At 28.1% G+C, this 21,286-nt stretch carries 24 protein-coding genes; 15 read left to right on the top strand and 9 right to left on the bottom strand.

Annotated features, from left to right (window positions below):
- Positions 1 to 13 precede the first annotated feature (13 nt).
- The 3 genes from ACN6I1_RS07365 (at position 14) to ACN6I1_RS07355 (ending at position 3,257) form a co-directional block, all read left to right on the top strand.
- On the top strand, positions 14 to 619 hold the full coding sequence (locus ACN6I1_RS07365) for a hypothetical protein (protein ID WP_419741436.1): 606 nt from the start codon (positions 14 to 16) through the stop codon (positions 617 to 619).
- 192 nt (positions 620 to 811) lie between these two features.
- Positions 812 to 2,071: a DUF4041 domain-containing protein gene (locus tag ACN6I1_RS07360; protein ID WP_025162472.1), complete on the top strand. Its 1,260-nt coding sequence runs from the start codon at positions 812 to 814 to the stop codon at positions 2,069 to 2,071.
- A gap of 601 nt (positions 2,072 to 2,672) precedes the next feature.
- Positions 2,673 to 3,257, top strand: coding sequence for a hypothetical protein (locus ACN6I1_RS07355; protein ID WP_419741435.1), 585 nt, complete (start codon positions 2,673 to 2,675; stop codon positions 3,255 to 3,257).
- Between the two features lie 33 nt (positions 3,258 to 3,290).
- Here ACN6I1_RS07355 and ACN6I1_RS07350 read toward each other — a convergent pair whose 3' ends face one another.
- The 7 genes from ACN6I1_RS07350 to ACN6I1_RS07320 form a co-directional block, all read right to left on the bottom strand.
- Positions 3,291 to 3,641: a hypothetical protein gene (locus ACN6I1_RS07350; protein ID WP_419741434.1), complete on the bottom strand. Its 351-nt coding sequence runs from the start codon at positions 3,639 to 3,641 to the stop codon at positions 3,291 to 3,293.
- A complete protein-coding gene (locus ACN6I1_RS07345) occupies positions 3,641 to 3,856 on the bottom strand; it encodes a hypothetical protein (RefSeq protein ID WP_419741433.1) in 216 nt (71 codons plus the stop codon). Before ACN6I1_RS07345 ends, ACN6I1_RS07350 begins: the two co-directional genes overlap by 1 nt.
- Before the next feature lie 285 nt (positions 3,857 to 4,141).
- Positions 4,142 to 5,002 (bottom strand): SDR family oxidoreductase, encoded by an 861-nt coding sequence (locus tag ACN6I1_RS07340; RefSeq protein ID WP_419741432.1) that lies wholly within the window; start codon positions 5,000 to 5,002, stop codon positions 4,142 to 4,144.
- Between the two features lie 107 nt (positions 5,003 to 5,109).
- Entirely contained in the window at positions 5,110 to 5,934 is an 825-nt protein-coding gene (locus tag ACN6I1_RS07335) for an alpha/beta fold hydrolase (protein ID WP_419741431.1), read from the bottom strand.
- A gap of 105 nt (positions 5,935 to 6,039) precedes the next feature.
- A complete protein-coding gene (locus ACN6I1_RS07330) occupies positions 6,040 to 7,443 on the bottom strand; it encodes an alanine/glycine:cation symporter family protein (protein ID WP_419741430.1) in 1,404 nt (467 codons plus the stop codon).
- 352 nt (positions 7,444 to 7,795) lie between these two features.
- On the bottom strand, positions 7,796 to 8,188 hold the full coding sequence (locus ACN6I1_RS07325) for a lecithin retinol acyltransferase family protein (RefSeq protein WP_419741429.1): 393 nt from the start codon (positions 8,186 to 8,188) through the stop codon (positions 7,796 to 7,798).
- A gap of 57 nt (positions 8,189 to 8,245) precedes the next feature.
- The gene (locus ACN6I1_RS07320; RefSeq protein WP_114543828.1) at positions 8,246 to 9,106 is read right to left on the bottom strand and encodes a YitT family protein; all 861 of its coding nucleotides are present in this window, start codon (positions 9,104 to 9,106) and stop codon (positions 8,246 to 8,248) included.
- 265 nt (positions 9,107 to 9,371) lie between these two features.
- Here ACN6I1_RS07320 and ACN6I1_RS07315 point away from each other — a divergent pair, with 265 nt between their 5' ends.
- Positions 9,372 to 9,932 (top strand): TVP38/TMEM64 family protein, encoded by a 561-nt coding sequence (locus ACN6I1_RS07315; protein ID WP_053831962.1) that lies wholly within the window; start codon positions 9,372 to 9,374, stop codon positions 9,930 to 9,932.
- A 19-nt stretch (positions 9,933 to 9,951) separates the two neighbouring features.
- Here ACN6I1_RS07315 and ACN6I1_RS07310 read toward each other — a convergent pair whose 3' ends face one another.
- The gene (locus tag ACN6I1_RS07310; protein ID WP_021431394.1) at positions 9,952 to 10,116 is read right to left on the bottom strand and encodes a hypothetical protein; all 165 of its coding nucleotides are present in this window, start codon (positions 10,114 to 10,116) and stop codon (positions 9,952 to 9,954) included.
- Between the two features lie 381 nt (positions 10,117 to 10,497).
- Between ACN6I1_RS07310 and ACN6I1_RS07305 the strand changes: the two genes are divergently transcribed.
- From ACN6I1_RS07305 to ACN6I1_RS07285, 5 genes are all read left to right on the top strand, one after another.
- On the top strand, positions 10,498 to 11,061 hold the full coding sequence (locus ACN6I1_RS07305) for a hypothetical protein (RefSeq protein WP_021431393.1): 564 nt from the start codon (positions 10,498 to 10,500) through the stop codon (positions 11,059 to 11,061).
- A 110-nt stretch (positions 11,062 to 11,171) separates the two neighbouring features.
- Complete coding sequence (locus ACN6I1_RS07300) at positions 11,172 to 12,821, top strand: hypothetical protein (protein WP_419741428.1); 1,650 nt, start codon at positions 11,172 to 11,174, stop codon at positions 12,819 to 12,821.
- 141 nt (positions 12,822 to 12,962) lie between these two features.
- Positions 12,963 to 13,382, top strand: a complete 420-nt coding sequence (locus tag ACN6I1_RS07295; protein WP_419741427.1) for a MarR family winged helix-turn-helix transcriptional regulator — start codon at positions 12,963 to 12,965, stop codon at positions 13,380 to 13,382.
- 13 nt (positions 13,383 to 13,395) lie between these two features.
- Positions 13,396 to 14,766 (top strand): MATE family efflux transporter, encoded by a 1,371-nt coding sequence (locus tag ACN6I1_RS07290; RefSeq protein WP_419741426.1) that lies wholly within the window; start codon positions 13,396 to 13,398, stop codon positions 14,764 to 14,766.
- A 115-nt stretch (positions 14,767 to 14,881) separates the two neighbouring features.
- The gene (locus ACN6I1_RS07285; RefSeq protein ID WP_025162465.1) at positions 14,882 to 15,493 is read left to right on the top strand and encodes a hypothetical protein; all 612 of its coding nucleotides are present in this window, start codon (positions 14,882 to 14,884) and stop codon (positions 15,491 to 15,493) included.
- Positions 15,494 to 15,536: 43 nt separating this feature from the next.
- On the opposite strand, the gene ACN6I1_RS07280 is transcribed toward ACN6I1_RS07285, so the two are convergent.
- The gene (locus ACN6I1_RS07280) at positions 15,537 to 16,631 is read right to left on the bottom strand and encodes an AI-2E family transporter (RefSeq protein ID WP_419741425.1); all 1,095 of its coding nucleotides are present in this window, start codon (positions 16,629 to 16,631) and stop codon (positions 15,537 to 15,539) included.
- Between the two features lie 155 nt (positions 16,632 to 16,786).
- Between ACN6I1_RS07280 and ACN6I1_RS07275 the strand changes: the two genes are divergently transcribed.
- From ACN6I1_RS07275 to ACN6I1_RS07250, 6 genes are all read left to right on the top strand, one after another.
- Complete coding sequence (locus ACN6I1_RS07275) at positions 16,787 to 17,503, top strand: pseudouridine synthase (RefSeq protein WP_025162463.1); 717 nt, start codon at positions 16,787 to 16,789, stop codon at positions 17,501 to 17,503.
- Positions 17,504 to 17,518: 15 nt separating this feature from the next.
- The gene (locus ACN6I1_RS07270; protein ID WP_021431386.1) at positions 17,519 to 18,103 is read left to right on the top strand and encodes a tRNA (mnm(5)s(2)U34)-methyltransferase; all 585 of its coding nucleotides are present in this window, start codon (positions 17,519 to 17,521) and stop codon (positions 18,101 to 18,103) included.
- 405 nt (positions 18,104 to 18,508) lie between these two features.
- The gene (locus tag ACN6I1_RS07265) at positions 18,509 to 18,706 is read left to right on the top strand and encodes a 4Fe-4S dicluster domain-containing protein (RefSeq protein ID WP_021430740.1); all 198 of its coding nucleotides are present in this window, start codon (positions 18,509 to 18,511) and stop codon (positions 18,704 to 18,706) included.
- Positions 18,707 to 18,724: 18 nt separating this feature from the next.
- On the top strand, positions 18,725 to 19,873 hold the full coding sequence (locus ACN6I1_RS07260; RefSeq protein WP_053831970.1) for a 2-oxoacid:acceptor oxidoreductase subunit alpha: 1,149 nt from the start codon (positions 18,725 to 18,727) through the stop codon (positions 19,871 to 19,873).
- On the top strand, positions 19,855 to 20,667 hold the full coding sequence (locus tag ACN6I1_RS07255) for a 2-oxoacid:ferredoxin oxidoreductase subunit beta (RefSeq protein ID WP_021430738.1): 813 nt from the start codon (positions 19,855 to 19,857) through the stop codon (positions 20,665 to 20,667). Before ACN6I1_RS07260 ends, ACN6I1_RS07255 begins: the two co-directional genes overlap by 19 nt.
- An 18-nt stretch (positions 20,668 to 20,685) precedes the next feature.
- Positions 20,686 to 21,225, top strand: coding sequence for a 2-oxoacid:acceptor oxidoreductase family protein (locus ACN6I1_RS07250; protein WP_021430737.1), 540 nt, complete (start codon positions 20,686 to 20,688; stop codon positions 21,223 to 21,225).
- Positions 21,226 to 21,286 lie beyond the last annotated feature (61 nt).

The raw sequence follows: 21,286 nt of genomic DNA, 5'->3' as shown, positions 1-21,286 counted from the left end.
AAGGAAACACAATATGAGTTTAGTTATGTCTATAATTACACCTAATTATTTATTGATATCAGGTGATAAAAGAATGCTTGACTATAATAATAATATAGTTGATGAAAACGTTAGAAAAATAGCAGTATTAAATGACAATTCATTCATTGGATTTGCAGGTTCAGGGAAGTCTTGTGGAGGTATAATCGAATATATACAGTCAATAGATTTAAAAAAATATTGCATAGATGATATTTGTAAGATTATATCTACTAAGAGTAAAGAACTTCACAAAATAAACAATGATATATCTAATGTATTAGTTGGAGGGCTGAACAAAGAAGGAAGCATAGTTTTAAATATAATTAGTCCTCTTTACAATTTTGCAAATGTAAAGGTAGAGTTAACAAAAGAAGAACTTGTATCATTTGTTGCATTTGAAAGTGGAAATTCTAAATATAGACCAAGGCAAGTCTTTGATATGCTATGGAAAGAAGGACAACCAAGTAAGGAAGAAGCATTAAATATACTTAGAAACATTCATAATACAATTGCAAAAGATGATTATAGCGTAAATACAAGTATTGACTACATATATATTGGTTCTGATGGGAAAATGGAATACCTGAGTTCTAAATAAATAAAAATTTATATCTAATAATATATTGTGATGTTGATTAACCACATATATATAAATTTTAGCCGATTGAGATGTAATTTAGACATATATCTCAATTTTTTATTCTCAAATACATATATTATTGGTGTCAACAGATTTGAATTAATTTATTAGCATCATTAGAGATAATGATAGGTGAAGGAGAGTGCATGTATGTTTGATTTTTTTAAAGGCAAGAAATATAAAAAAGAAGTTGAAGAATTAAAAAGTAAACTAAAGGATATTAGATTAACAGAAGAACAAACTAAATACTTAGATGTAAAAAAAGAATTAGAAAATTTAGAACAAAAGAAGATTAAAACTAGTTCTGAAGTATCATCTCTTGAAAAACAAATCTATGAATTGAAGTCTACATTAGTGAATTTGAAAGATGAACAAGAGCTTCAATCTTATGGGTTTTATGAACCTAAATATGGCCTAGAGTCTTCCCAAGTGTATAAAATAAGGCTAGATAATATTAGAGGAGAGCAGAAGGGTTTAGTAAGACAAAGAATTGCAACTAATCATTCAACAGACTACTTAGTAGAAGGGGATAAGAAAAAAGGAAAAGAATTTATATTAGATACAGTGAAATTATCACTTAGAGCATTTAACAATGAATGTGATAATATTATATCTAAGGTTAAATTTACTAATGTAGAAAAGAGTGTAGAGAGAATAAATAAAATATACAAAGAAATAAATTCTTTAACTGATATGCAAAAAGTATCAATAACTAATGAATATTTAAAATTAAAGATAGAAGAATTATATTTAAAATATGAATATGAGTGTAAAAAACAAGAAGAAAAAGAAGAACAACAAGCTATAAAAGAAAGAATGAAAGAAGAAGCTAGAGTGTTAAAAGAAATAGAAGCAGAAAAGAAGAAAATAGAAAAAGAGGAAATACACTTTAAAAATGCTATTAACGATTTAAACACAAAGATAGAGAGCGCTACTGATGAAGAAAAAGATAAGTTAATACAAAAACTAATAGAACTTGAAAATAAATTAAATGAAGTGAAATTATCTAAAGAAGATGTTATGAATAGAGAAAAAAATACTAGGGCTGGATATGTGTATATTATATCTAACATAGGTTCATTTGGTGAAGATGTGTATAAAATAGGTATGACAAGAAGGTTAGACCCTAACGATAGAGTTAGAGAATTAGGAAGTGCATCTGTCCCATTTAACTTTGATATTCATGCAATGATATTTTCAGATGACGCACCAACTTTGGAAAATAAGCTACATAAAAGATTTGTAGATAACCAAGTTAATAAAGTCAATCCAAGAAAAGAATTTTTTAAAGTTAGTCTAAATGAAATTGAAGAAGTTGTTAAAACAGAATTTGACAAGCCGGTTGAATTTACCAAACTAGCAGAAGCAGAAGAATATAGAAAATCATTAGGTAATCTGTGTTATTCATAAATATTAAATAAAGTATATTTAATAATACATTTGTTATTAATGGATGTTAATTTTATCAAGAGACAACATTTTACTGTTTGAGGATTAAATTAACCACTTAGACCTAGAATCTATATTTTTTGCAAATAAATGGTTAGAAAAATTCTAAGTAGATTATTATTTAATTCTCATAAACAAGAGGTAATACAAACTCGTACAAATAGAATAATAGAGATAATTGTAAATGGAATAATGAATAAAAAATTAATATTAATGAGTATTTAGATAATATATAAATACAAAAGCAATTAAAAGAAATGTACGGAGATGTAAATAAATAATTGCTAAGAATTATTTAAAAGAACTTAGTATGTTACATAACATAGTAAGTTCTTTTTTTATGTAATTAAAATATTATAACAATATTAAATAAATATTAAATAAAAGACAAGTTTGTTTTTGATTGTAGATATAAGCTTATACTTAGAAATTGATGAAATTACTCAAAACCAAATGATTTGCTAGTGTATTTTTTATTTATATAGACTTTTGATTAACTAACACTTTTAATGGTAAAATATAACTAAAAAGATTTTATTATATAGAAAAGGTGGGGAATTGGTTGGAAGAACTTATAAGAGTAATAAACGAAGATATAAAAAAGTGTGATGATGTATTAAAAGATGGAAATATATCAGAGATGAAAAATATATATGGAACTATGTTTAATAAATACTCAAAATATGCAAAACTTGATGCATGGGGATGGAATGATAGAAGTGATAAGGATAAGCTTATTTCTTTAAAAGGATCATTAGAAGTATACCAAGCTAAGTTAAGATATGACTTTGATATGGAAAAACAGAAAGGTTTGAATTTATCGCTAAATAATACGGCAAACATTAAAGATAGTGCAAATATTACCAATAACAATAGCAACAACATTGCAAATACAGTAGACTTAAAGGTTATGTTTGATAATGCTAGGAATATAATAGAAGAAGATGAAGCATTAGGAGAAGAAGAAATAAAGGAAATAATGAATAAAATTAAAGAAATAGAAGAAATTGGCAAAGAAGATATACCAAAATCAAGTAAATGGAGAAAACTAAAAGCTTGTATGGGATGGGTGGGTACAAAAGGAGTTAAAGTAGCAACAACAGTGATTCCATTAATAATGAAGATTATAGAAGAACAAAGTAAATAATAAGAATACTCACTATTTAAGTGAGTATTCTTATTATTTTCTAACTATTTTTAGAGATTTATCTTTAATGGTATCTATATTTAAAACTATACTTTCTAATTTAGGTATTATATCCTCAGTTTGATATCTAAGAGGGGAAAAATCTGTTTCTCCTTGTTTACCTTCAGGATATCTAATATTGATATGGATATTATTAGAATTAAAGTTGTTATTAATTTCAATGAATTCTTTTATAATACTATTAGATGGATTTTCTCCTACATATTTTTCTAAAATAGATATTAACTCGTTATCTATATTATTTGATTTAAGAGTATTAAGAAGTGATGAAACCTTATGGTTCTTAGGAATATCATCATCGTAGTAAGATATTAATCCTTTCATTAATAACTCAAGGCCATGTAAAATAAGAATATAGAAGGAACAAGAGTATTGAAATCGCTCCATTTAGTTTTCTCAAGGTAATCATAAAAATCAATGGGTTTATCATCTATAATACACCATTTGTTTTCAGAAGCAATGGTTTCTTCTATAATAGTTTTGCTCGTATCTAAAAATTGAAAAGACAATGAAATCCAATGTCCGTAATTATTTTTCATATCGAAAAACCCCTTCTTTCTATAATTAAGTATATCAAATAAATTTAGCAACTTTGGAACAATTTTAAAATAGGTAATAAAAGTTTAAGAGATAATACTTACTAAAAGAATGTGAAAGAGTTGTGACAGTAAATAAAATGATTAAAATTTTTAATAAAAAATAAGTGATATAACTTAAAAATTATAGCACTTATTTTTTATTAAGATAAATACAGCTTAATTAATAATGTATTAATTAAGGGGAGTTATAGGTAGGATGAGTGTTTTTTATGAAAATTATTATAACTATCCGTTTATTATTTCTCCGCCGTTTATATGTATAGTTTGACCTGTTATAAAAGAAGCCTCTTCACTTGCCAAAAATACATAAGCACCTGAACACTCTATTGGTTGACCAGCTCTTTTCATAGGATTATTACTACCGAATTTTGCAACCTCTTGTTCAGAAAAACTTGAAGGTATCAATGGAGTCCATATAGGTCCTGGAGCGACGGCATTAACTCTTATTCCTTTTGTTGCTAATTGCATAGATAAAGATCTAGTAAATGTTGTTAATGCTCCCTTAGTCATAGAGTAGTCTAATAGTGTTTCATGTCCATGATATGCAACTACAGATGTTGTATTTATTATACTATCACCACATTGTAAATGGGGTAGTACAGCTTTTGTTAGATAAAATGCTCCATAGACATTAGTTTTAAAAGTTTTATCAAATTGTTCATCATCTATATCAGTTAAGTTTTGTTGTGTGTATTGTACTGCTGAATTATTTATTAATATATTTATTTTTTTATATTCTTTTAAAGTAGTATCTACAGCCTCTTTACAAAACTTACTTTCTTTTATGTCGCCTTTAATTAAAAGACATTTTCGACCTTCGTCTTCAACCTTTTTCTTTGTGACCATAGCATCATCATCTTCGTTATAGTATATTATGCTTATATCGCATCCTGATTTTGCAAAAGCAATAGAAACTGCTCTTCCTATTCCGCTATCTCCACCGCTAATGATAGCCACTTTATCTTTTAATTTATCATTTGTTTTATTATATAATGGACTGTCATATATAGGACTTGGTGACATCTTATACTCAAGTCCTGGTTGACAATCTTGATGTTGCTTTGGAAATGAAGTTGGAAAAACCATAATCTTATTCTCCTTTTAAAATTTAGTATACGAATATGATTTCCATGTGAGTATAAATTATTCCTACTTAGTTATTAGTACTTTAATTGATCGTATATATGAAAAATTTATTTAATATGATCGATATTTATAAAAGCTTCAAGAGATTTATTTATATCATCTCTACACTCATAAAAAGCTCCATGACCTCCATCGGTCAAAGAAACTAGAGTAGCATTTTCTATGGTATCCCTCATATATTCAGCAAAAGAATATGGACACACGGTGTCATGTATACCATGCAATATTAAAGTAGGTACCTTTATCTTGGATAAATCATTAAATAGTTCTTCATCTCTAAGTGCATACAGTGAATTTACGCTAGACCAACCAGCAGCTTCTAAACACATATCAAAAAACCAATCCAGTATTCCTTGACTAGTGAATTTATAGAAAAATGATTCAGATGTAGTTCTTATTGCCTGAGGTCTATCATTTTTAAAATTATCTATAATACTGTTTACTTGATCTATAGTATATCCATAGGGCCAACTAATAGATTTTACCCATTTAGGAACGGCAGCACTAAGTAAGCAGAGCTTAGAAATTCCGTAACCATTAAATTTAGCCATATATCGTGAACAGATTGCACCACCCATAGAATGACCCATTAAAGTGATGTTTTCTAGTTTGAGAGCTTCAATTATATGTCTTATATCTTTAGCCATTCTATCATAATCATAACCTGATGAAGGTTTATCAGATTTTCCATAACCTCTAAGGTCTATAGCTATACATCTATAACCTTTTTGTGCAAAGTTTTCAATTATATATTCATACATACGGTGGTTCAAAGGCCAACCGTGAACAAATAATATTGCTTTTTCTGAATCCTTATTTATATCCTCAAGAAATAACCTTACATTTTTTTCGACTTTAATAAAATATTTCATAATATACCTCCCGTAGATGTTGTCCTTATATATTATGGGAGTTTGTATATATTTGTTAATGAATTAAAAAAAGCACTCAATTAGAGTGCCTTTTATTATATAAACCTATGCGGTAGGATTTTTCTTTTTCTTTTTACTACTAATTCCACCGTTTATACGGATATAATCGTTATGAACAGACTTAACAACTCCAGTAAGAGCCAATAGACCAATTAAGTTAGGTATAACCATCAATCCATTAAACATATCTGACATTGTCCATACTATTGACACTTCACCTAATGTACCAAGGAAAACACAAATAGCTACAAGTACTACGTATATCTTAACAGCTTTTGTACCAAATAAATATTTTATATTAGCTTCTCCGAAGAAGTACCATCCAATTATAGTAGAGAATGCAAAGAAGAACATACAAATAGCTATAAATATATCTCCGAACTTACCAAACACTGATGAGAATCCAGCTTGAGTAAGAGCAGTTCCTATAAGGGATCCATCTGGAGTAACTGAACGTGTTGTAATTATAACTAAAGCAGTTAAATTTAATATAACAAAAGTATCTATAAATACTCCCATCATAGCAACAAATCCTTGTTCTGAAGGATAGTCAACTTTTGCAACTGCATGAGCATGAGGAGTAGAACCCATACCAGCTTCATTAGAGAATAATCCACGAGCTACACCTTTACTCATAGCTTTTTGAATAGTAGCTCCTACAACACCACCTGCTATTGCTTGAGGTGCAAAAGCTCCTACAAATATTTCTTCAAAAGCTAAAGGAATGTTTTTGAAATTAACTAATATTACAATTAACGCACCTATAATATAAAATAATGCCATAATTGGAACTATTGTTTCTGTAACTTTTGCTATTCTAGTTATTCCACCAGAGAATATTAAAACTGACAGTATTGCTAAAATTATACCTACAACAACTGGACTTATACCAAAGGCTGTATCAAAAGCATCTGCTATAGAGTTAGATTGAACTGCATTTCCCATAAATCCTAATGCTAATATGATAAACACAGCAAAAAAGCTAGCTAGAACTTTGCCGAATTTACCTTTAAATGCGGCTTCTATATAGTAAACAGGACCACCTGTTACTGTACCATCTGCACCTATTCTTTTGTATTTTTGAGCCATTGTTGCTTCGGCATAAATTGTTGCCATACCGAAAAATGCACTGACCCACATCCAAAATATTGCACCAGGGCCTCCAACAGCTATTGCAGTAGCGGCACCTGCTAAGTTACCTGTACCTACTTGAGCAGCTATTGCAGTTGATAAAGATTGAAATTGAGACATTCCATCTTTATCAGCTTTTTCACCCCTTTTAAATAAGCCACCAAAAGTTCTTCTAAAACCTTCTCCAAAACCTCTAATTTGGATGAACTTTAATTGGAATGTGTACCATACACCTGTTCCGACAAGCAAGAATAGCAAAATATTCTTATCCCACAAAACACCATTTACAGATTCTACGATTTTTGTTAGTAACTCCAATATAACACAACCCCTTTGCTATTTTATTTTGCATACTATTTTAAATAAAAAGTACGCACAATATATATCAAAGAATTTTTCAATATGTAGTTATGAATCAAAAAATAGAAAAATTCTGTGATAACACAATGATTTAAAGCAATATGTGTTTTTTAATAAAATCTTATAATTAAGTATTGAAAATTTAAGAATTTAGTTTAAAGATTAAATTTGAAATGATATTGAAAAATTAAATATAAAAAGGTATTTCAATTATATTGTATATCTGTTTATTTTTATCTGCAATATAAATTGCAATTTATATAAATAAAGTAAAAATAAATAAATTTATTAATAGAAAAACTCTTTATATCTATAAAGAGTAATTTAATAATATAGTGAAAATTATAATTAAAATTATAAAATCAACTTGATTGGACTTACTAACTCCAGTTTTACACCAATGGCCAAAATGTTCGCAGTTATTAAAAATTATATTGAAGTTTTGCTCTCCAATACGAGAATTAGCTCTTTGTACAACCTCACAAGGTTCTGTAAAATTATTTTTAAACTTACAAACTTTAAAGTCTTCATTACCGGCTAAAAATCTATCCATATTAGTTTTTCTAATACACATCTTACGTAAAAATTTATCATCTATCTTTCCATCATAATGTATAACGCAATCTTCATTTATATATATGCCAAAATGCTTATATAATCCATGATCTGAACATATTAGGTCTCCATAATTAGCATTAGACATAAAAAATCCTCCTAAAATCATATATAAGTAAATTATGATTTTAAGAGGAGAATGTTACTATGCTATTGATTTGAATCCTTGACCTAAAACTTCATGAACATCACTAACAATTATGAATGCTGATGGATCTATATTTTTTATTACTTTTTTTAGATGCACTTCTTGTTTTTTAGAAACGACTACTAATAAAACATTTTTATCTTCATTAGTATATCCTCCTTTACCTTGAAGGAAAGTTACACCTCTATCAAGTTCTTTTGTTATACCATCTCTTAAAATATCAGATTCATTAGATATAATCATAAATGCTTTTGAGTAATTAAGTCCAGAAACTATGGCATCAACTATTTTAACTATGATATAAAGTGCTACTCCTGAGTAAAGTGCAGTTTCTAAGTTTTTACTAGCAATCCCAGCAGATATAACAACCATACCATCTAATATAACCATAAACTTTGAAAGAGGTACACTTGGGAAAGCTCTATTTAGCATAAGTGCAATAAGATCTGTTCCTCCTGTAGAAGCATCCATTTTTAGTACTATACCAAGCCCAATACCAAGACATAATGCACCAGATATAGAACATAATAATACATCTTTTGTTACATCAAAATTAGATAGCGATGATGTAACACCTAATACTATAGAAAACACAGTCATTCCAATAAGAGTTTTTATAGAATCTTTAACTCCCAAGATCTTAATTGAAAATATTACTAAAGGAATACCTATAGCAAGCATTACAACAGGTATAGGAAGACCTGTAAGTTTTCCTAATACTAATGAAAGACCGCTAAGTCCTCCAGGTGCAATTGTATAGGGTTTAAAAAACATGTTTATTCCTATACTCATAAAAATACATCCAACCACCAGTCCTAAAGACTGTAATAAAAAATCCTTAAAAACGTTTTTCTCCATAAAACACCTCGCAAAAATATTTGGCATAATTCCATAGAGTATAGTATAACAAAAACTTACTTATAAAGGGAATATGTTTTCCATTAGTGGGAATTTTAAAATGATTTGAAATAATAAATTAATATTAAAAAATATTTTTAAATATGATTTTATTAAATATATATAATAACTTTGAATATAATAATAAGTATAAAAAATATAAATTTAATTATATAAAAAAATTAAAAACTTATAGATAAAGTCTAAATTAGGTAGGTGCTAATATATGGAACAAATAATATATAGCTTACAAGAATATAAATTATTAGTGGCTGCAGTAGGATTTATAATAATAATAGTAGAAACTTTTATACCGGCATTACCACTGGTTGCTATAGTAGGAGCTAATGCGTTTGTTTTAGGAATAGGACTTGGATTTTCGGTGTCTTGGATTGGATCAGTTATAGGATCGATAGTTTTATTTTTGATTTGCAAGAAATTTTCAGATTCTAAGCTAATTAAAAAAATAAATAACGAAAAAGTAGAGAAATTTAAGAAGTGGGTAAAAAGACAGGGGTTTAGCATGATGTTTATCGTTTATTTATGTCCTTTTATACCTGATTTTTTAATAACTATAACTGCTGGAATATCAAAGATGAAATTTAGTAATTTTGTACCAGGAATGATACTTGGTAAATTTATTATGTTTTTAGTTATAAGTTACATAGGAAATGATATAAAAACTTTTATAACAGATCCTTTAAAAATTGCATCATTAATAATATTAGTTTTGGTGTTTTGGATTTTAGGAAATAAAGTTAACAAAAGAATAAATAGCGTAAAATAAGACTATACAAAAGTATAGTCTATTTTTTATTTGATAAACAATTCGGACATAAGTTAGATTTGAAATTTTTCACGTTTGTATTTTGTTCAAAGTAAGTAGAGTATGATAAACCATTTAATTTGCATCCGCACTCTATACATCTATTATCTCTTTTAAGTATTAATTGTTCTTGTGTAAGCTTCATTATAATGCCTCCTAATAAAATTTTAAAAAATAAAGTAAAATTTCAATTAAATTAAAAAAATAATGAAAAACGTTTTTTAAAAGTAGTATACTATATTATATTAAAGTTGATTAAAAATGAGACAGGTTTAGACAAAGTCTTAAAAAAGATAAGTTAATTTATAAAACAAAGGAATAAATAAAATTGAATTTTATATTTTACATTAAAAATTAACTTTAAATACAATTTATAACAATTATTTTGAAGTTTAATATTTTTAATATAAATACATTAAAAATTAAAAAGTTACAAAAACAATATTTGAAGTTTGATTAAAATGGTGATAAAATAGAGTAGTTATCATAAATATTATTATAAGCCAAGACATTGGGGGGTTAAATAATGCAGAAGGTATATATAGTAACAACATATACAGGAACTGCTCTTTCTTACTTAATCAAAAGTATATCTAAAACTCCTTATGCACACGTATCTATAGCTCTTAATGAGTATTTAAGACCTATGTATTCATTTGGAAGATTAAATCCAAAAACACCTTTATTTGCTGGATTTGTAGAGGAAAATATAAATGAAGGTTTATACGCTATAAAAACGAATACTAGATGTAGAGTATACTCATTATATGTAACTAATGAACAATATAACAATTTATATAAAAATATATTAAATATAAGTGCAAACAGAGATAAGTATGATTATGATGTGTTAGCACTTTTATATTTATCTAGAAACAAACCTAGAGAAGCTGAGAATAAATATGTGTGCTCTCACTTTGTAGCAGATATGTTAGAAGATAGTGGGATAAACTTATTTGAGAAGCCATCATGTGCAATTAAGCCAAATGACTTCTTTAATCATAAGGATTTGACACTTGAGTATGAAGGATTATTAAGTGAATATAGAGCAAAAGAAAAAATATTTGAATATAGTTTAAGTAGTGTGTAAAGAAAAATACTCCTTATAATTTTAAGGAGTATTTATTTTTTTACAAAAAATGGTTATAATTAATATTAACAAATATTACAAATATTTTAAAAATTAGGAAGGAGTAATAAATGAAAAAAATTTTAAAAACGTATGGAATAGCGTTGGTAATGGTAGCTATATATGCAATAATAAAATTACCTGTACTTAGATTAGATTTTACCTCGCTATTTTCAACACTAGTTATATTTTTCGTAATAGCTGGAGTACTTGATATGATGTTTGACAAAGGAGAGCAAACATCAAAGTTAGCTAAACGAAATTTCTCAATAGCTGCAGTGTTAATAGCTTACATTATAGTAGTGCCATTTTTAACATCATCACCGGTATTACACTCAAAAGCATATAGAAATTTACTAGGAGATGTTAAAGAAAGTAACTTTGCAAAAGATGTAAGCCCTGTGAATGCAAATGAAATTAGGCTAGTAGACGAAGATATGGCTATGAAATTAGGGGATAAAAAGTTAGGAGAAGTCCCTGCTATAGGTAGTGTATCGAAACTTGGAAAGTTTCATATTCAAAATGTAGATGGAGAATTATGTTGGGTAGCACCATTAGTACATAGAGATGCAATAAAATGGATTACAAATATAAACGGGACAAGCGGATATGTAAGGGTATCGGCTACAAATCCACAAGATGTTAGACTTGTTCAAGAAGTTGATGGAAAACCTATAAAAATAGTATATCAACCTGAAGCTTACTTACATCAAGATTTAAGAAGACACATGTATTTAAAAGGATATACTAATGTAGGTATGACAGATTTTACATTAGAAGTAGATGATAAGGGAAAACCTTATTGGGTAGTTTCATTATATGAAAATGCTGTTGGATATGGAGGTCAAAACGCCATAGGGATAGCAACTGTAGATACTCAAACTGGCGAAGTTAAAAGTTATGATATAAAGAATGCTCCAAAGTGGATAGATAGAATACAACCAGAAGAATTTATAGTTAAGCAAATAAATGATTGGGGTAAATTTGTAAGTGGATTTTTAAATGCTGTCATATCAGAAAAAGGTGTATTAGTAGCTACTGAAGGAACATCATTAGTATATGGTGAAGATGGAAAATCATATTGGTATACAGGTATAACTTCTGCAGGAGGAGATGATTCAACTATAGGATTTATGTTAGTTGATACTAGGACTAAAGAAGCTAAGCTTTATAAACAACCAGGAGCAACAGAAACCGCAGCTATGGTATCTGCAACAGGTAAGGTACAAGAAAAAAATTATGAGGCAACATTCCCTGTTGTTTATAATATATTAGGGAAACCTACATATGTAATGTCTTTAAAAGATAAGGCAGGATTAGTTAAGATGGTTGCCTTTGTTTCCGTAGAAGATTTTAATATAGTTGGAATAGGTGACAATAAAGAAGATGCTTTTAGAAGCTATAGAGAACAGTTAAAATCAAAAGGAAATACCGTAGAACTTGCAAATGATGATACAAAACAAGTAACTACAGGGATAGTGCAAAGAATAAATTCAGATGTAATAGATGGTAATACTGCATATTACCTTACAATAGAAGGAATGAATGACTCTATATTTGTTGTAACTTCTAAAGTTTCTCATGAAGTTCCTTTAACAAAAGAAGGCGACAATGTAAAAATTGGATATGATAAAGCTCAAAAAGGGTTGATAGAATTAATTGAATTTGATAATATTAGTATAAATCAGGCGAAAGCTGAAGAAAGTAAACCCGAAAAGTAAAGATAACAAATAAAAAACTACATATTTATGTAGTTTTTTATTTTTGCAAAAATAGTTGCAATAACAACTATTTTATAGTATACTAATTTAGTTGTTATTGCAACTAAATTGATGCTATCTTTATGATAGGGGGAATTTAATGTGAAAAAGGATTGTAATTATATTGGAAGATATATATCTCAGATTCATAGAAGAGGTGGATCTTTTATATCTAAAGAGTTAAGTGGATTGGGAGTTGGGGCTGGTCAATTTATGTTTTTATTAGAACTATATAGAGGCGATGGAAGAAGTCAAGAAGACCTTGCAGAAACTCTTAATATAGATAAAGGAACAACCGCAAGGGCTATAAAAAAGTTAGAAGAAGAAGGTTTTTTAACGCGAGAGAAAGATGAAATTGATAAAAGAGCTTATAAATTACATTTAACTGATAAAGGAAAAAGTGTAAAAGGAAGTATATATGAAGTTTTATCAAAGTGGGAAGTTTATATGACGGCTAATTTAACGGAAGAAGAAAATAAGTTAGTTAGGAGACTTTTACAAAAAATATGTATGACAATATAAAGGAGGACAATTTATGAAAAATGAACAAGAATTGAGAAATCACTCAATACCAAGACTTTTATTAACATATTCTGTACCTGCTATTATAGGAATGCTAGTAAATGCATTATATAACGTAGTAGACAGAATATTTATTGGGAACATACCTGGAGTAGGCCCACTTGCAATAACTGGAGTTGGAGTGTGCTTACCGATAATGACAATAATGCTAGCATTTGCTATGCTGGTAGGTATAGGTGCTACAACTAATATATCTATAAAGCTAGGGCAAGGTAAAAAAGAAGATGCTGAAAAAATTATAGGAAATGCTATAAAATTATCTATTATTATTGGACTTATAATTAGTATAGTAGGAATTATGTTTGGAGATACGATACTTAAAGTGTTTGGAGCAAGTGAAGCCACACTTCAATATGCTAAAGATTATATATACATAATCTTAGCTGGAAGTATGTTTAATATGTTAGGATATACATTAAATAATACTATAAGGGGTGATGGAAGTCCTAGATTAGCAGCAACTATAATGATAGTTGGATGTTTAACAAATGTTGTATTAGATGCTATTTTAATATTTGGATTCAACTTAGGTATACAAGGAGCTGCTATTGCAACAGTTGTATCACAAATAGTAACGGCTACATGGGGATTCTTATATTATGTAAGCGGAAAATCCAATTTAAAATTCCATAAATCAAGTTTGAAACTAGATAGTTCTTTAGTTAAAAAGATATTTGCTATAGGATCTGCACCCTTTGCAATGCAAATAGCTGCAAGTTTAGTTCAAGTTATATCAAATAATGCATTAAAAACTTATGGAGGGGATTTAGCTATAGGTGCAATGGCTACTATATCATCTATTTCTATGATATTTTTAATGCCTATATTTGGATTAAACCAAGGAGCTCAGCCTATAATCGGATTTAACTTTGGTGCTAAGCAGTATGATAGAGCTAATAAAACATTTAAACTATCAGCTTTAGCTGCTATAGTAATACTTACAACAGGATGGCTAATAATTCAAACTATACCAGAAGTTATGGTAGGTATGTTTAATAAAGATCCTAAACTTATGGAAATATCAGTAAAAGGCGCTAGAATATACTTATTAATGATGCCTATAATAGGAATATCTATAACAGGATCTAATTATATACAATCTGTAGGAAAAGCTAAAATGGCTATGGTTCTTAGTTTGCTTAGACAGGTTATCATATTAATACCTATGATAATAATATTACCAAAATTCTTTGGTTTAGATGGGGTTTGGTATGCACAGCCAGTTGCAGACTTTTTAGCAACAGCTATAACTACAATTATATTATATAGAGAATTAAAAAGTTATAAAAAAGTTGAAGTAAAAGAACAAGAAATAACAATATAAAGTAAAAGCATAGACACATGTCTATGCTTTTTTTTATTAAAGTGTAAATTTTATTGCATGTGTTTAATATAATAAATTAAGACTTGTCACAATATACATCAAGGAGAATAGCATAATGGTAAGTATGGAAAAGGAGATACTGGTTTTAATGAGCCAAGTTAGATGTGCAACAGAGCAACAATTTAATAAGTTTTTTTCTAAAAAAAGGAAAATAATGAAATCTCCTCACAAAAAAACTCTAAGAAGAATGTGTAGAGAGTTTACTCTTAAAAAATATCCATGCAATGTAGTTTATGGGGAGTATAAAGATAGTTCAGGAATTTATTATTTAAATGGAGGCAAAACATATAAAGGAAAAGAACTTTTAAAAGTTATACTAGGCTCAGAGATAGTTTTAAAGATGGAATCTTCAGGCTATGAAATAAAAAGATTTTATAGAAATGTAACAGTAGATAAAGATAAATATGATATATACATTGAATATATAGATAAAGATAATAAATTAAAACAAAAACTTATAGATATCAAATTAACAGAGGTATTTAAAATGAGCAAATATAAAAACTTGCATGTAAAAGTTTTGAATTCAACAATACCTTTTTATGAAGTACCTGAAGTTTTGTTAATATCACAAGATAAGAATTTTGATGAAAAAAGATTGATGTCTATTAATGAAAATGTAAAAATAGTTGATATAAAACTAGAAAATTTAATAAAATATTTATAATTAAAAAACGTCTAAACTTAACTTTAGACGTTTTTATTTTTTACTATTCAGATTTTGGTATGTTTAAACTTTTTTCAATGTATTTATCTAAATATGTTTTTATTACAGCTGCTACTGGAACGGATAAGAAAACTCCTATCAATCCGAATAAAGCACCACCTATTAATACAGCGCATATTATCCAAAGGGGATGAAGTCCTACAAATTCGCCCATGATTTTTGGAGCAATTATATTACCATCTACTTGTTGGAGAACAAGTAAAAATATAGCAACCCAAAGAGCTTTTATAGGGCTATATGATAAAGTCATAAGTATTGGAAGTAAAGCTCCTATAAATGGGCCGAAATAAGGAATCATATTAGTTATGAATACTATAAAAGATAAGAATAAACTACCTTTTATATTTATAAAGAATCTAAATCCTATGAATGTTATTATTCCTACAACTAAAGAAACAATTAAACTACCTATGATATAATGATAGAAAATTTTATTTATTATATCAAAAAATTCAATTATTGCAGTGGCTCTTTTTTTTGAAAAAGTTGAATATAATAAGTTTTTTACATTTTTTAAAATATTTTCTTTATCACAAAGTATATAAATAGATAAGATAATACCCATTATAATATTGAAAATTATAGATGTTATGCTAAAAATATATATTAAAAAATCTGAAGAAATTGTATTTAACATTTTGACAGCGTGTTTTAAAGCTGAATCTAAATGAGCTTGTATATGAGGCAAAATGCTATCAAATGAATGATTATTAGAAACATATTTATTTAAAAGTGCATCTATCTTTAGCGTATAGTTTGGTATTTCTGTTATTAAAGTGTTCAATGTATCTATCAATGAAGGCATTATTAAATTTATACAAAAGCAAAAAAATAAAAATATAAAAAAATATGAAATAAATATATTTAAAAGCCTTGGCATCTTGAATTTTTTTTCTAAAAACATAATAACAGGATTTAAAAGTAAACACATTAATACAGCTAATAAAAAAGGACTTAAAAACTTAAACAAGTCGTTTATACTAGATATAAAAACTGCAGGGTTATCTATAGCCTTATAAATTAATATAGATATGAAGGCTACAAATATACAATATTTAATATTATCTCTTGAAATCAAATCACACACCTCTTTTATTAGTACTTGTATATTATTATTAATTTTTCCAATTAATAAAATAAAATAATATAAAAAGGTAAATTTATTTTATTTTATTAAAAAAAATATAGTATAATAATCTAATGTGAAGAAATAAAGAAATTAAGGAGATAATTATGAGAATTAATAAATATATAGCATCTTGCGGAATTGCATCAAGAAGAAAAGCAGAAGAGTTAATAATTGAAAATCGTGTTAAAGTAAATGGAAAAATAGTAAATGAATTATCATTTCAAATAAATGAAGCTGAAGATAAGGTAGAAGTAGATGGAAAGACAATTGGATTAGAAGAAGAATTAGTATATATTATGCTAAATAAACCTGAAGGATATGTTACAACTGTAAAAGATCAATTTGACAGAAAAAGTGTTATAGACTTAGTAAAAGGTGTGGGAGCTAGAGTCTATCCAATTGGAAGGTTAGACTATGAAACAAGTGGATTACTACTGTTAACTAATGATGGGGATTTGACATATAAATTGACTCATCCTAAGCATGAAGTTGATAAAACTTATGTTGCGACAGTAAAAGGAATTCCAAATGAATCTGAAATTAACAATTTTGAAAAAGGATTATATATAGAAGATTACAAAACAGCTCCTGCTAAGATAAAAATAGTTAAAAAAAATATTGAAAAAAATTACGCTGTTTGTGAAATAAAAATACATGAAGGTAGAAATAGACAGGTAAGAAAAATGTGCAGAGCTATAAATCACCCTGTTATGAACCTAAGAAGAAAAGCTATGGGTAAAATTGTATTAAAGGATGTGGAGATAGGGCAATACAGATATTTAACTAATGACGAGGTAAATTATTTAAAGAAATTAAAGTAAAAGGATTGAAGTGAAATGATGAAAGTAAAATATTTAACTAAAGTAACTGACTTAAATAAGGTGCTATTAGAAGATGTTATAAAAGAAGGCGATATAGTAATTGATGCTACTATGGGAAATGGATATGATACAAAATATCTTGCAGAAAAAGTAGGAGAAAATGGGTTGGTATATAGTTTTGATGTTCAAGAAGAAGCTATAAAAAGTACAAAAAAAAGATTGGAAAAAGCAGATCTTATAGATAGAGTAAATTTAATTTTAGATGGGCATCAAAATATGGACATGTATGTAAATAAAGAGGTAAGTTGTGTTATGTTTAACTTGGGATATTTGCCAAGAGCTAAACATCAAGTTATAACAAAACCAGAAACAACATTAGAAGCTATTAAGAAAAGCTTAGAATTGTTAAAACCTAATGGGATTGTAAGTATAGCTATTTATACAGGACACGAAGGTGGTATGGAAGAGTGTGATGAAGTATTTGGATATGTAAGTAAACTAGATCAAAGTGAATATAGTGTACTAAACTGTAACTTTGTAAATCAAATAAATCATCCTCCAAGATTAATAATGATAGAAAAAAAGAATAACTACATATAAAAAAATAAAAAAGTAATGAGTTAGAAGCTTCTAACCTCATTGCTTTTTTATTTTTTTTTATATGTATACAATATATTTTTGAAAAAAAATTACAAAATCTTAGAAAAAAGCTATTATTTTAGATTTATATTGAAAGTATATATAAAAAAAATTCTTTTTTACGTTTTAGAAGGACATTTAAGTGCAGAAAGTTAAGTATATAACAATTGGATAATATCAATGAACTTATACTTTGATTATAATTCAATTTTAAAAAATATAATAATATAGAGCTATAAGTATGAAAGTTTGCATAGTAAAATTGCAAAAATATAGAAAAAATCGTGAAAATGAAATAATAATTGCAATTGGCAGAAAAAATAGCTACTATTAAAGAGAAAGTAAAAGTTGTAGGGGGGGATAAGTTTGGAAAAAGGAAAACTTACAATAGATACTAATTGGTGTAAAGGTTGCGGTATTTGTGTAGAATACTGTCCTAAAAAAGTTTTAAAATTAGAGAACAATATAATCTCTGTAGAAGATATAGAAAAATGTATACTTTGTGGATTATGTGAACTTAGATGTCCAGATTATGCTATTTATATATCTAAGGATGAAAAATAATAAGGGGGGTAGAGAGTTATGCATAAAAAAGTAAAATTGTTACAAGGAAATGAAGCTTGTGTACATGGTGCATTATATGCTGGGATGAAATTCTTTGCAGGTTATCCGATAACACCATCTACCGAAGTAGCTGAAATTTCATCATATATGTTACCAAAAGTTGGTGGCAAATTTATACAAATGGAAGACGAAATTGCATCCATGGCAGCAACGATTGGGGCTTCCTTAACAGGACTCAAATCGATGACAGCAACTAGTGGACCAGGGTTTTCACTTAAACAAGAAAATATAGGATATGCATCACTTGCAGAAATTCCATGTGTTATAGTAAATGTACAAAGATGCGGTCCTAGTACTGGACTTCCGACATCTCCAGCACAAGCAGATTTAATGCAAGCTAAGTGGGGAACTCATGGAGATCATCCAATAATAGCATTATCTCCAACGAGTGTTAGAGATACCTTTGATTTAACAGTTAAGGCATTCAATTTTTCAGAAAAATATAGAACTCCTGTAATATTGTTATTAGATGAAGTTATAGGACATATGAGAGAAAAGGTTGAATTACCTACTGAAAATGAACTTGAAATATATGATAGAAAAAAAGTTAAAGCAAACAAAGATGAATACAAAATATATGATCAAACAACTCTAGTGCCGCCAATGGCAAACTTCTCAGATGGATACAGATATCACGTAACAGGTCTTATGCACGATGAAACAGGATTCCCAACAAATAGCACAGCACAAACAAAAAAACTTATGGATAGATTAATGGATAAAATTAACAAAAACTTAGACGATATATTACTTTATGAACAATACAAGATGGACGATTGCGAAGAGTTATTTATAACTTTTGGATGTATGAGTAGATGTACAAAAGATGCAGTTGATACATTAAGAAGCAAAGGGGTTAAAGCTGGATTATTTACTATAAAAACAGTTTGGCCATTCCCTGAAGAAAAGGTTAAAGAATTAAGCAAACACGTACAAAATATATATGTTCCTGAACTGAATTATGGACAAATGATACAAGAGGTTCAAAGAGTTTGCGATAGTGATTGTAATATAGTTGGAATTAATAAATATAATGGAGAAATTATAACACCGGAAGATATAGTTGATAAGGTTATGGAGGTGGTAAAATGCCAAGTAGCGTTGTAGAAAATAATTTTAGAGCAAATAGGTTACCGCATATATGGTGTCCTGGATGTGGACATGGTATCCTTATGAGATCTATTGCGGTTGCTATAGATGAATTAGGTTTAGATAAGGATAACGTATGTGTAGTATCAGGTATAGGATGTTCATCTAGGGCATCTGGATATTTAGACTTTAATACTTTGCATACAACACACGGTAGAGCTATACCGTTTGCTACAGGTGTAAAATTTGCAAATCCAGATATGCATGTAATTGTTGTAACTGGAGATGGAGACTGTACAGCGATAGGTGGTAATCACCTTATACATGCGTGCAGAAGGAACATAGATATAACTACAATTGTTTTTAATAATAATATATACGGTATGACTGGAGGCCAGTACTCTCCAACTACTAATACTAATGACTTTGCTACAACAGCGCCTTATGGTAATATTGATAAACCGTTTGATATATGTGAGTTATCTAAGGGTGCAGGGGCTACATTTGTAGCTAGAGGAACTGCATATCATGCAAAACAAATGATAGAATACATAAAAAAAGGTATAATTCACAAGGGATTTTCTATTATAGAGGGTATGAGTTTGTGCCCTACTTACTATGGTAGAAAAAATAAAAAGGGCTCAGCTGTAGCACTAATGAATATTTTAAAAGATAATTATGTTGATATAGCACTAAAAGATAAATTGCCTGAAGAAAAACTTGAAAATAAACAATTCTTTGGTGTATTTAAAAGTGAAAAAATGCCAGAGTATACAGAGGAATATAAAAAAATAATAAATAGGGTGAAATGATTATAAGGAGAAATGAATATGAGAAAAGAGATAAGACTTAGTGGATCAGGAGGACAAGGACTGATTTTAGCTGGTATAATACTTGCAGAAGGAGCTATATTATCAAACTTAAACTCTGTTCAAACTCAATCATATGGTCCCGAAGCTAGAGGTGGAGCAAGTAAAGCTGAAGTTATAATCAGTGATGGAGAAATTAATTTTCCAAAGGTCAGAGAAGCTGATATATTATTGAGTTTAACTCAAAAATCCTTTGATGAGTATTCACATACTATAAAAAATGATGGAATTATTATTATAGATTCTACTGTGGATGAAAAAAATATAGACACAAAAAATGCAAAAGTAATTAAAGTTCCTATCATAGATAGTAGTAAGGAAAAATTAGGAAAAATTATGGTAGCTAACATTGTAGCACTAGGTGTTATAAGTGAAACAATAGAAGGTGTAGATAAGGAAATGTTAAAAAAAGCTATATTAGCTAGAGTTCCGAAAGGAACAGAAGAACTTAATGAAAACGCTTTCGAACTAGGGAGATCATTAGTTAGTTATGCATATTAAAAAGAGAAAGGAATCTTCCTTTCTCTTTTCATTAAAAAACAAAAAATATTAAAAAGATTTC

It is taken from the genome of Paraclostridium dentum (assembly GCF_048568265.1).
Taxonomy (GTDB): Bacteria; Bacillota; Clostridia; order Peptostreptococcales; family Peptostreptococcaceae; genus Paraclostridium; species Paraclostridium dentum.
Note: the sequence above shows the minus strand (reverse complement) of the source record. Positions and strands in the feature narration are given on the sequence as shown.

Excerpts from the sequence above, each read along its gene's own strand:
- ACN6I1_RS07320 (WP_114543828.1), bottom strand. The coding sequence starts at position 9,106 with ATGGAGAAAAACGTTTTTAAGGATTTTTTATTACAGTCTTTAGGACTG.
- ACN6I1_RS07360 (WP_025162472.1), top strand. The coding sequence starts at position 812 with ATGTTTGATTTTTTTAAAGGCAAGAAATATAAAAAAGAAGTTGAAGAA.
- ACN6I1_RS07250 (WP_021430737.1), top strand. The coding sequence starts at position 20,686 with ATGAGAAAAGAGATAAGACTTAGTGGATCAGGAGGACAAGGACTGATT.
- ACN6I1_RS07325 (WP_419741429.1), bottom strand. The coding sequence starts at position 8,188 with ATGTCTAATGCTAATTATGGAGACCTAATATGTTCAGATCATGGATTA.
- ACN6I1_RS07310 (WP_021431394.1), bottom strand. The coding sequence starts at position 10,116 with ATGAAGCTTACACAAGAACAATTAATACTTAAAAGAGATAATAGATGT.
- ACN6I1_RS07350 (WP_419741434.1), bottom strand. The coding sequence starts at position 3,641 with ATGAAAGGATTAATATCTTACTACGATGATGATATTCCTAAGAACCAT.
- ACN6I1_RS07290 (WP_419741426.1), top strand. The coding sequence starts at position 13,396 with ATGAAAAATGAACAAGAATTGAGAAATCACTCAATACCAAGACTTTTA.
- ACN6I1_RS07285 (WP_025162465.1), top strand. The coding sequence starts at position 14,882 with ATGGTAAGTATGGAAAAGGAGATACTGGTTTTAATGAGCCAAGTTAGA.
- ACN6I1_RS07345 (WP_419741433.1), bottom strand. The coding sequence starts at position 3,856 with ATGAAAAATAATTACGGACATTGGATTTCATTGTCTTTTCAATTTTTA.
- ACN6I1_RS07270 (WP_021431386.1), top strand. The coding sequence starts at position 17,519 with ATGATGAAAGTAAAATATTTAACTAAAGTAACTGACTTAAATAAGGTG.
- ACN6I1_RS07260 (WP_053831970.1), top strand. The coding sequence starts at position 18,725 with ATGCATAAAAAAGTAAAATTGTTACAAGGAAATGAAGCTTGTGTACAT.
- ACN6I1_RS07315 (WP_053831962.1), top strand. The coding sequence starts at position 9,372 with ATGGAACAAATAATATATAGCTTACAAGAATATAAATTATTAGTGGCT.
- ACN6I1_RS07340 (WP_419741432.1), bottom strand. The coding sequence starts at position 5,002 with ATGGTTTTTCCAACTTCATTTCCAAAGCAACATCAAGATTGTCAACCA.
- ACN6I1_RS07365 (WP_419741436.1), top strand. The coding sequence starts at position 14 with ATGAGTTTAGTTATGTCTATAATTACACCTAATTATTTATTGATATCA.
- ACN6I1_RS07305 (WP_021431393.1), top strand. The coding sequence starts at position 10,498 with ATGCAGAAGGTATATATAGTAACAACATATACAGGAACTGCTCTTTCT.
- ACN6I1_RS07335 (WP_419741431.1), bottom strand. The coding sequence starts at position 5,934 with ATGAAATATTTTATTAAAGTCGAAAAAAATGTAAGGTTATTTCTTGAG.
- ACN6I1_RS07275 (WP_025162463.1), top strand. The coding sequence starts at position 16,787 with ATGAGAATTAATAAATATATAGCATCTTGCGGAATTGCATCAAGAAGA.
- ACN6I1_RS07300 (WP_419741428.1), top strand. The coding sequence starts at position 11,172 with ATGAAAAAAATTTTAAAAACGTATGGAATAGCGTTGGTAATGGTAGCT.
- ACN6I1_RS07255 (WP_021430738.1), top strand. The coding sequence starts at position 19,855 with ATGCCAAGTAGCGTTGTAGAAAATAATTTTAGAGCAAATAGGTTACCG.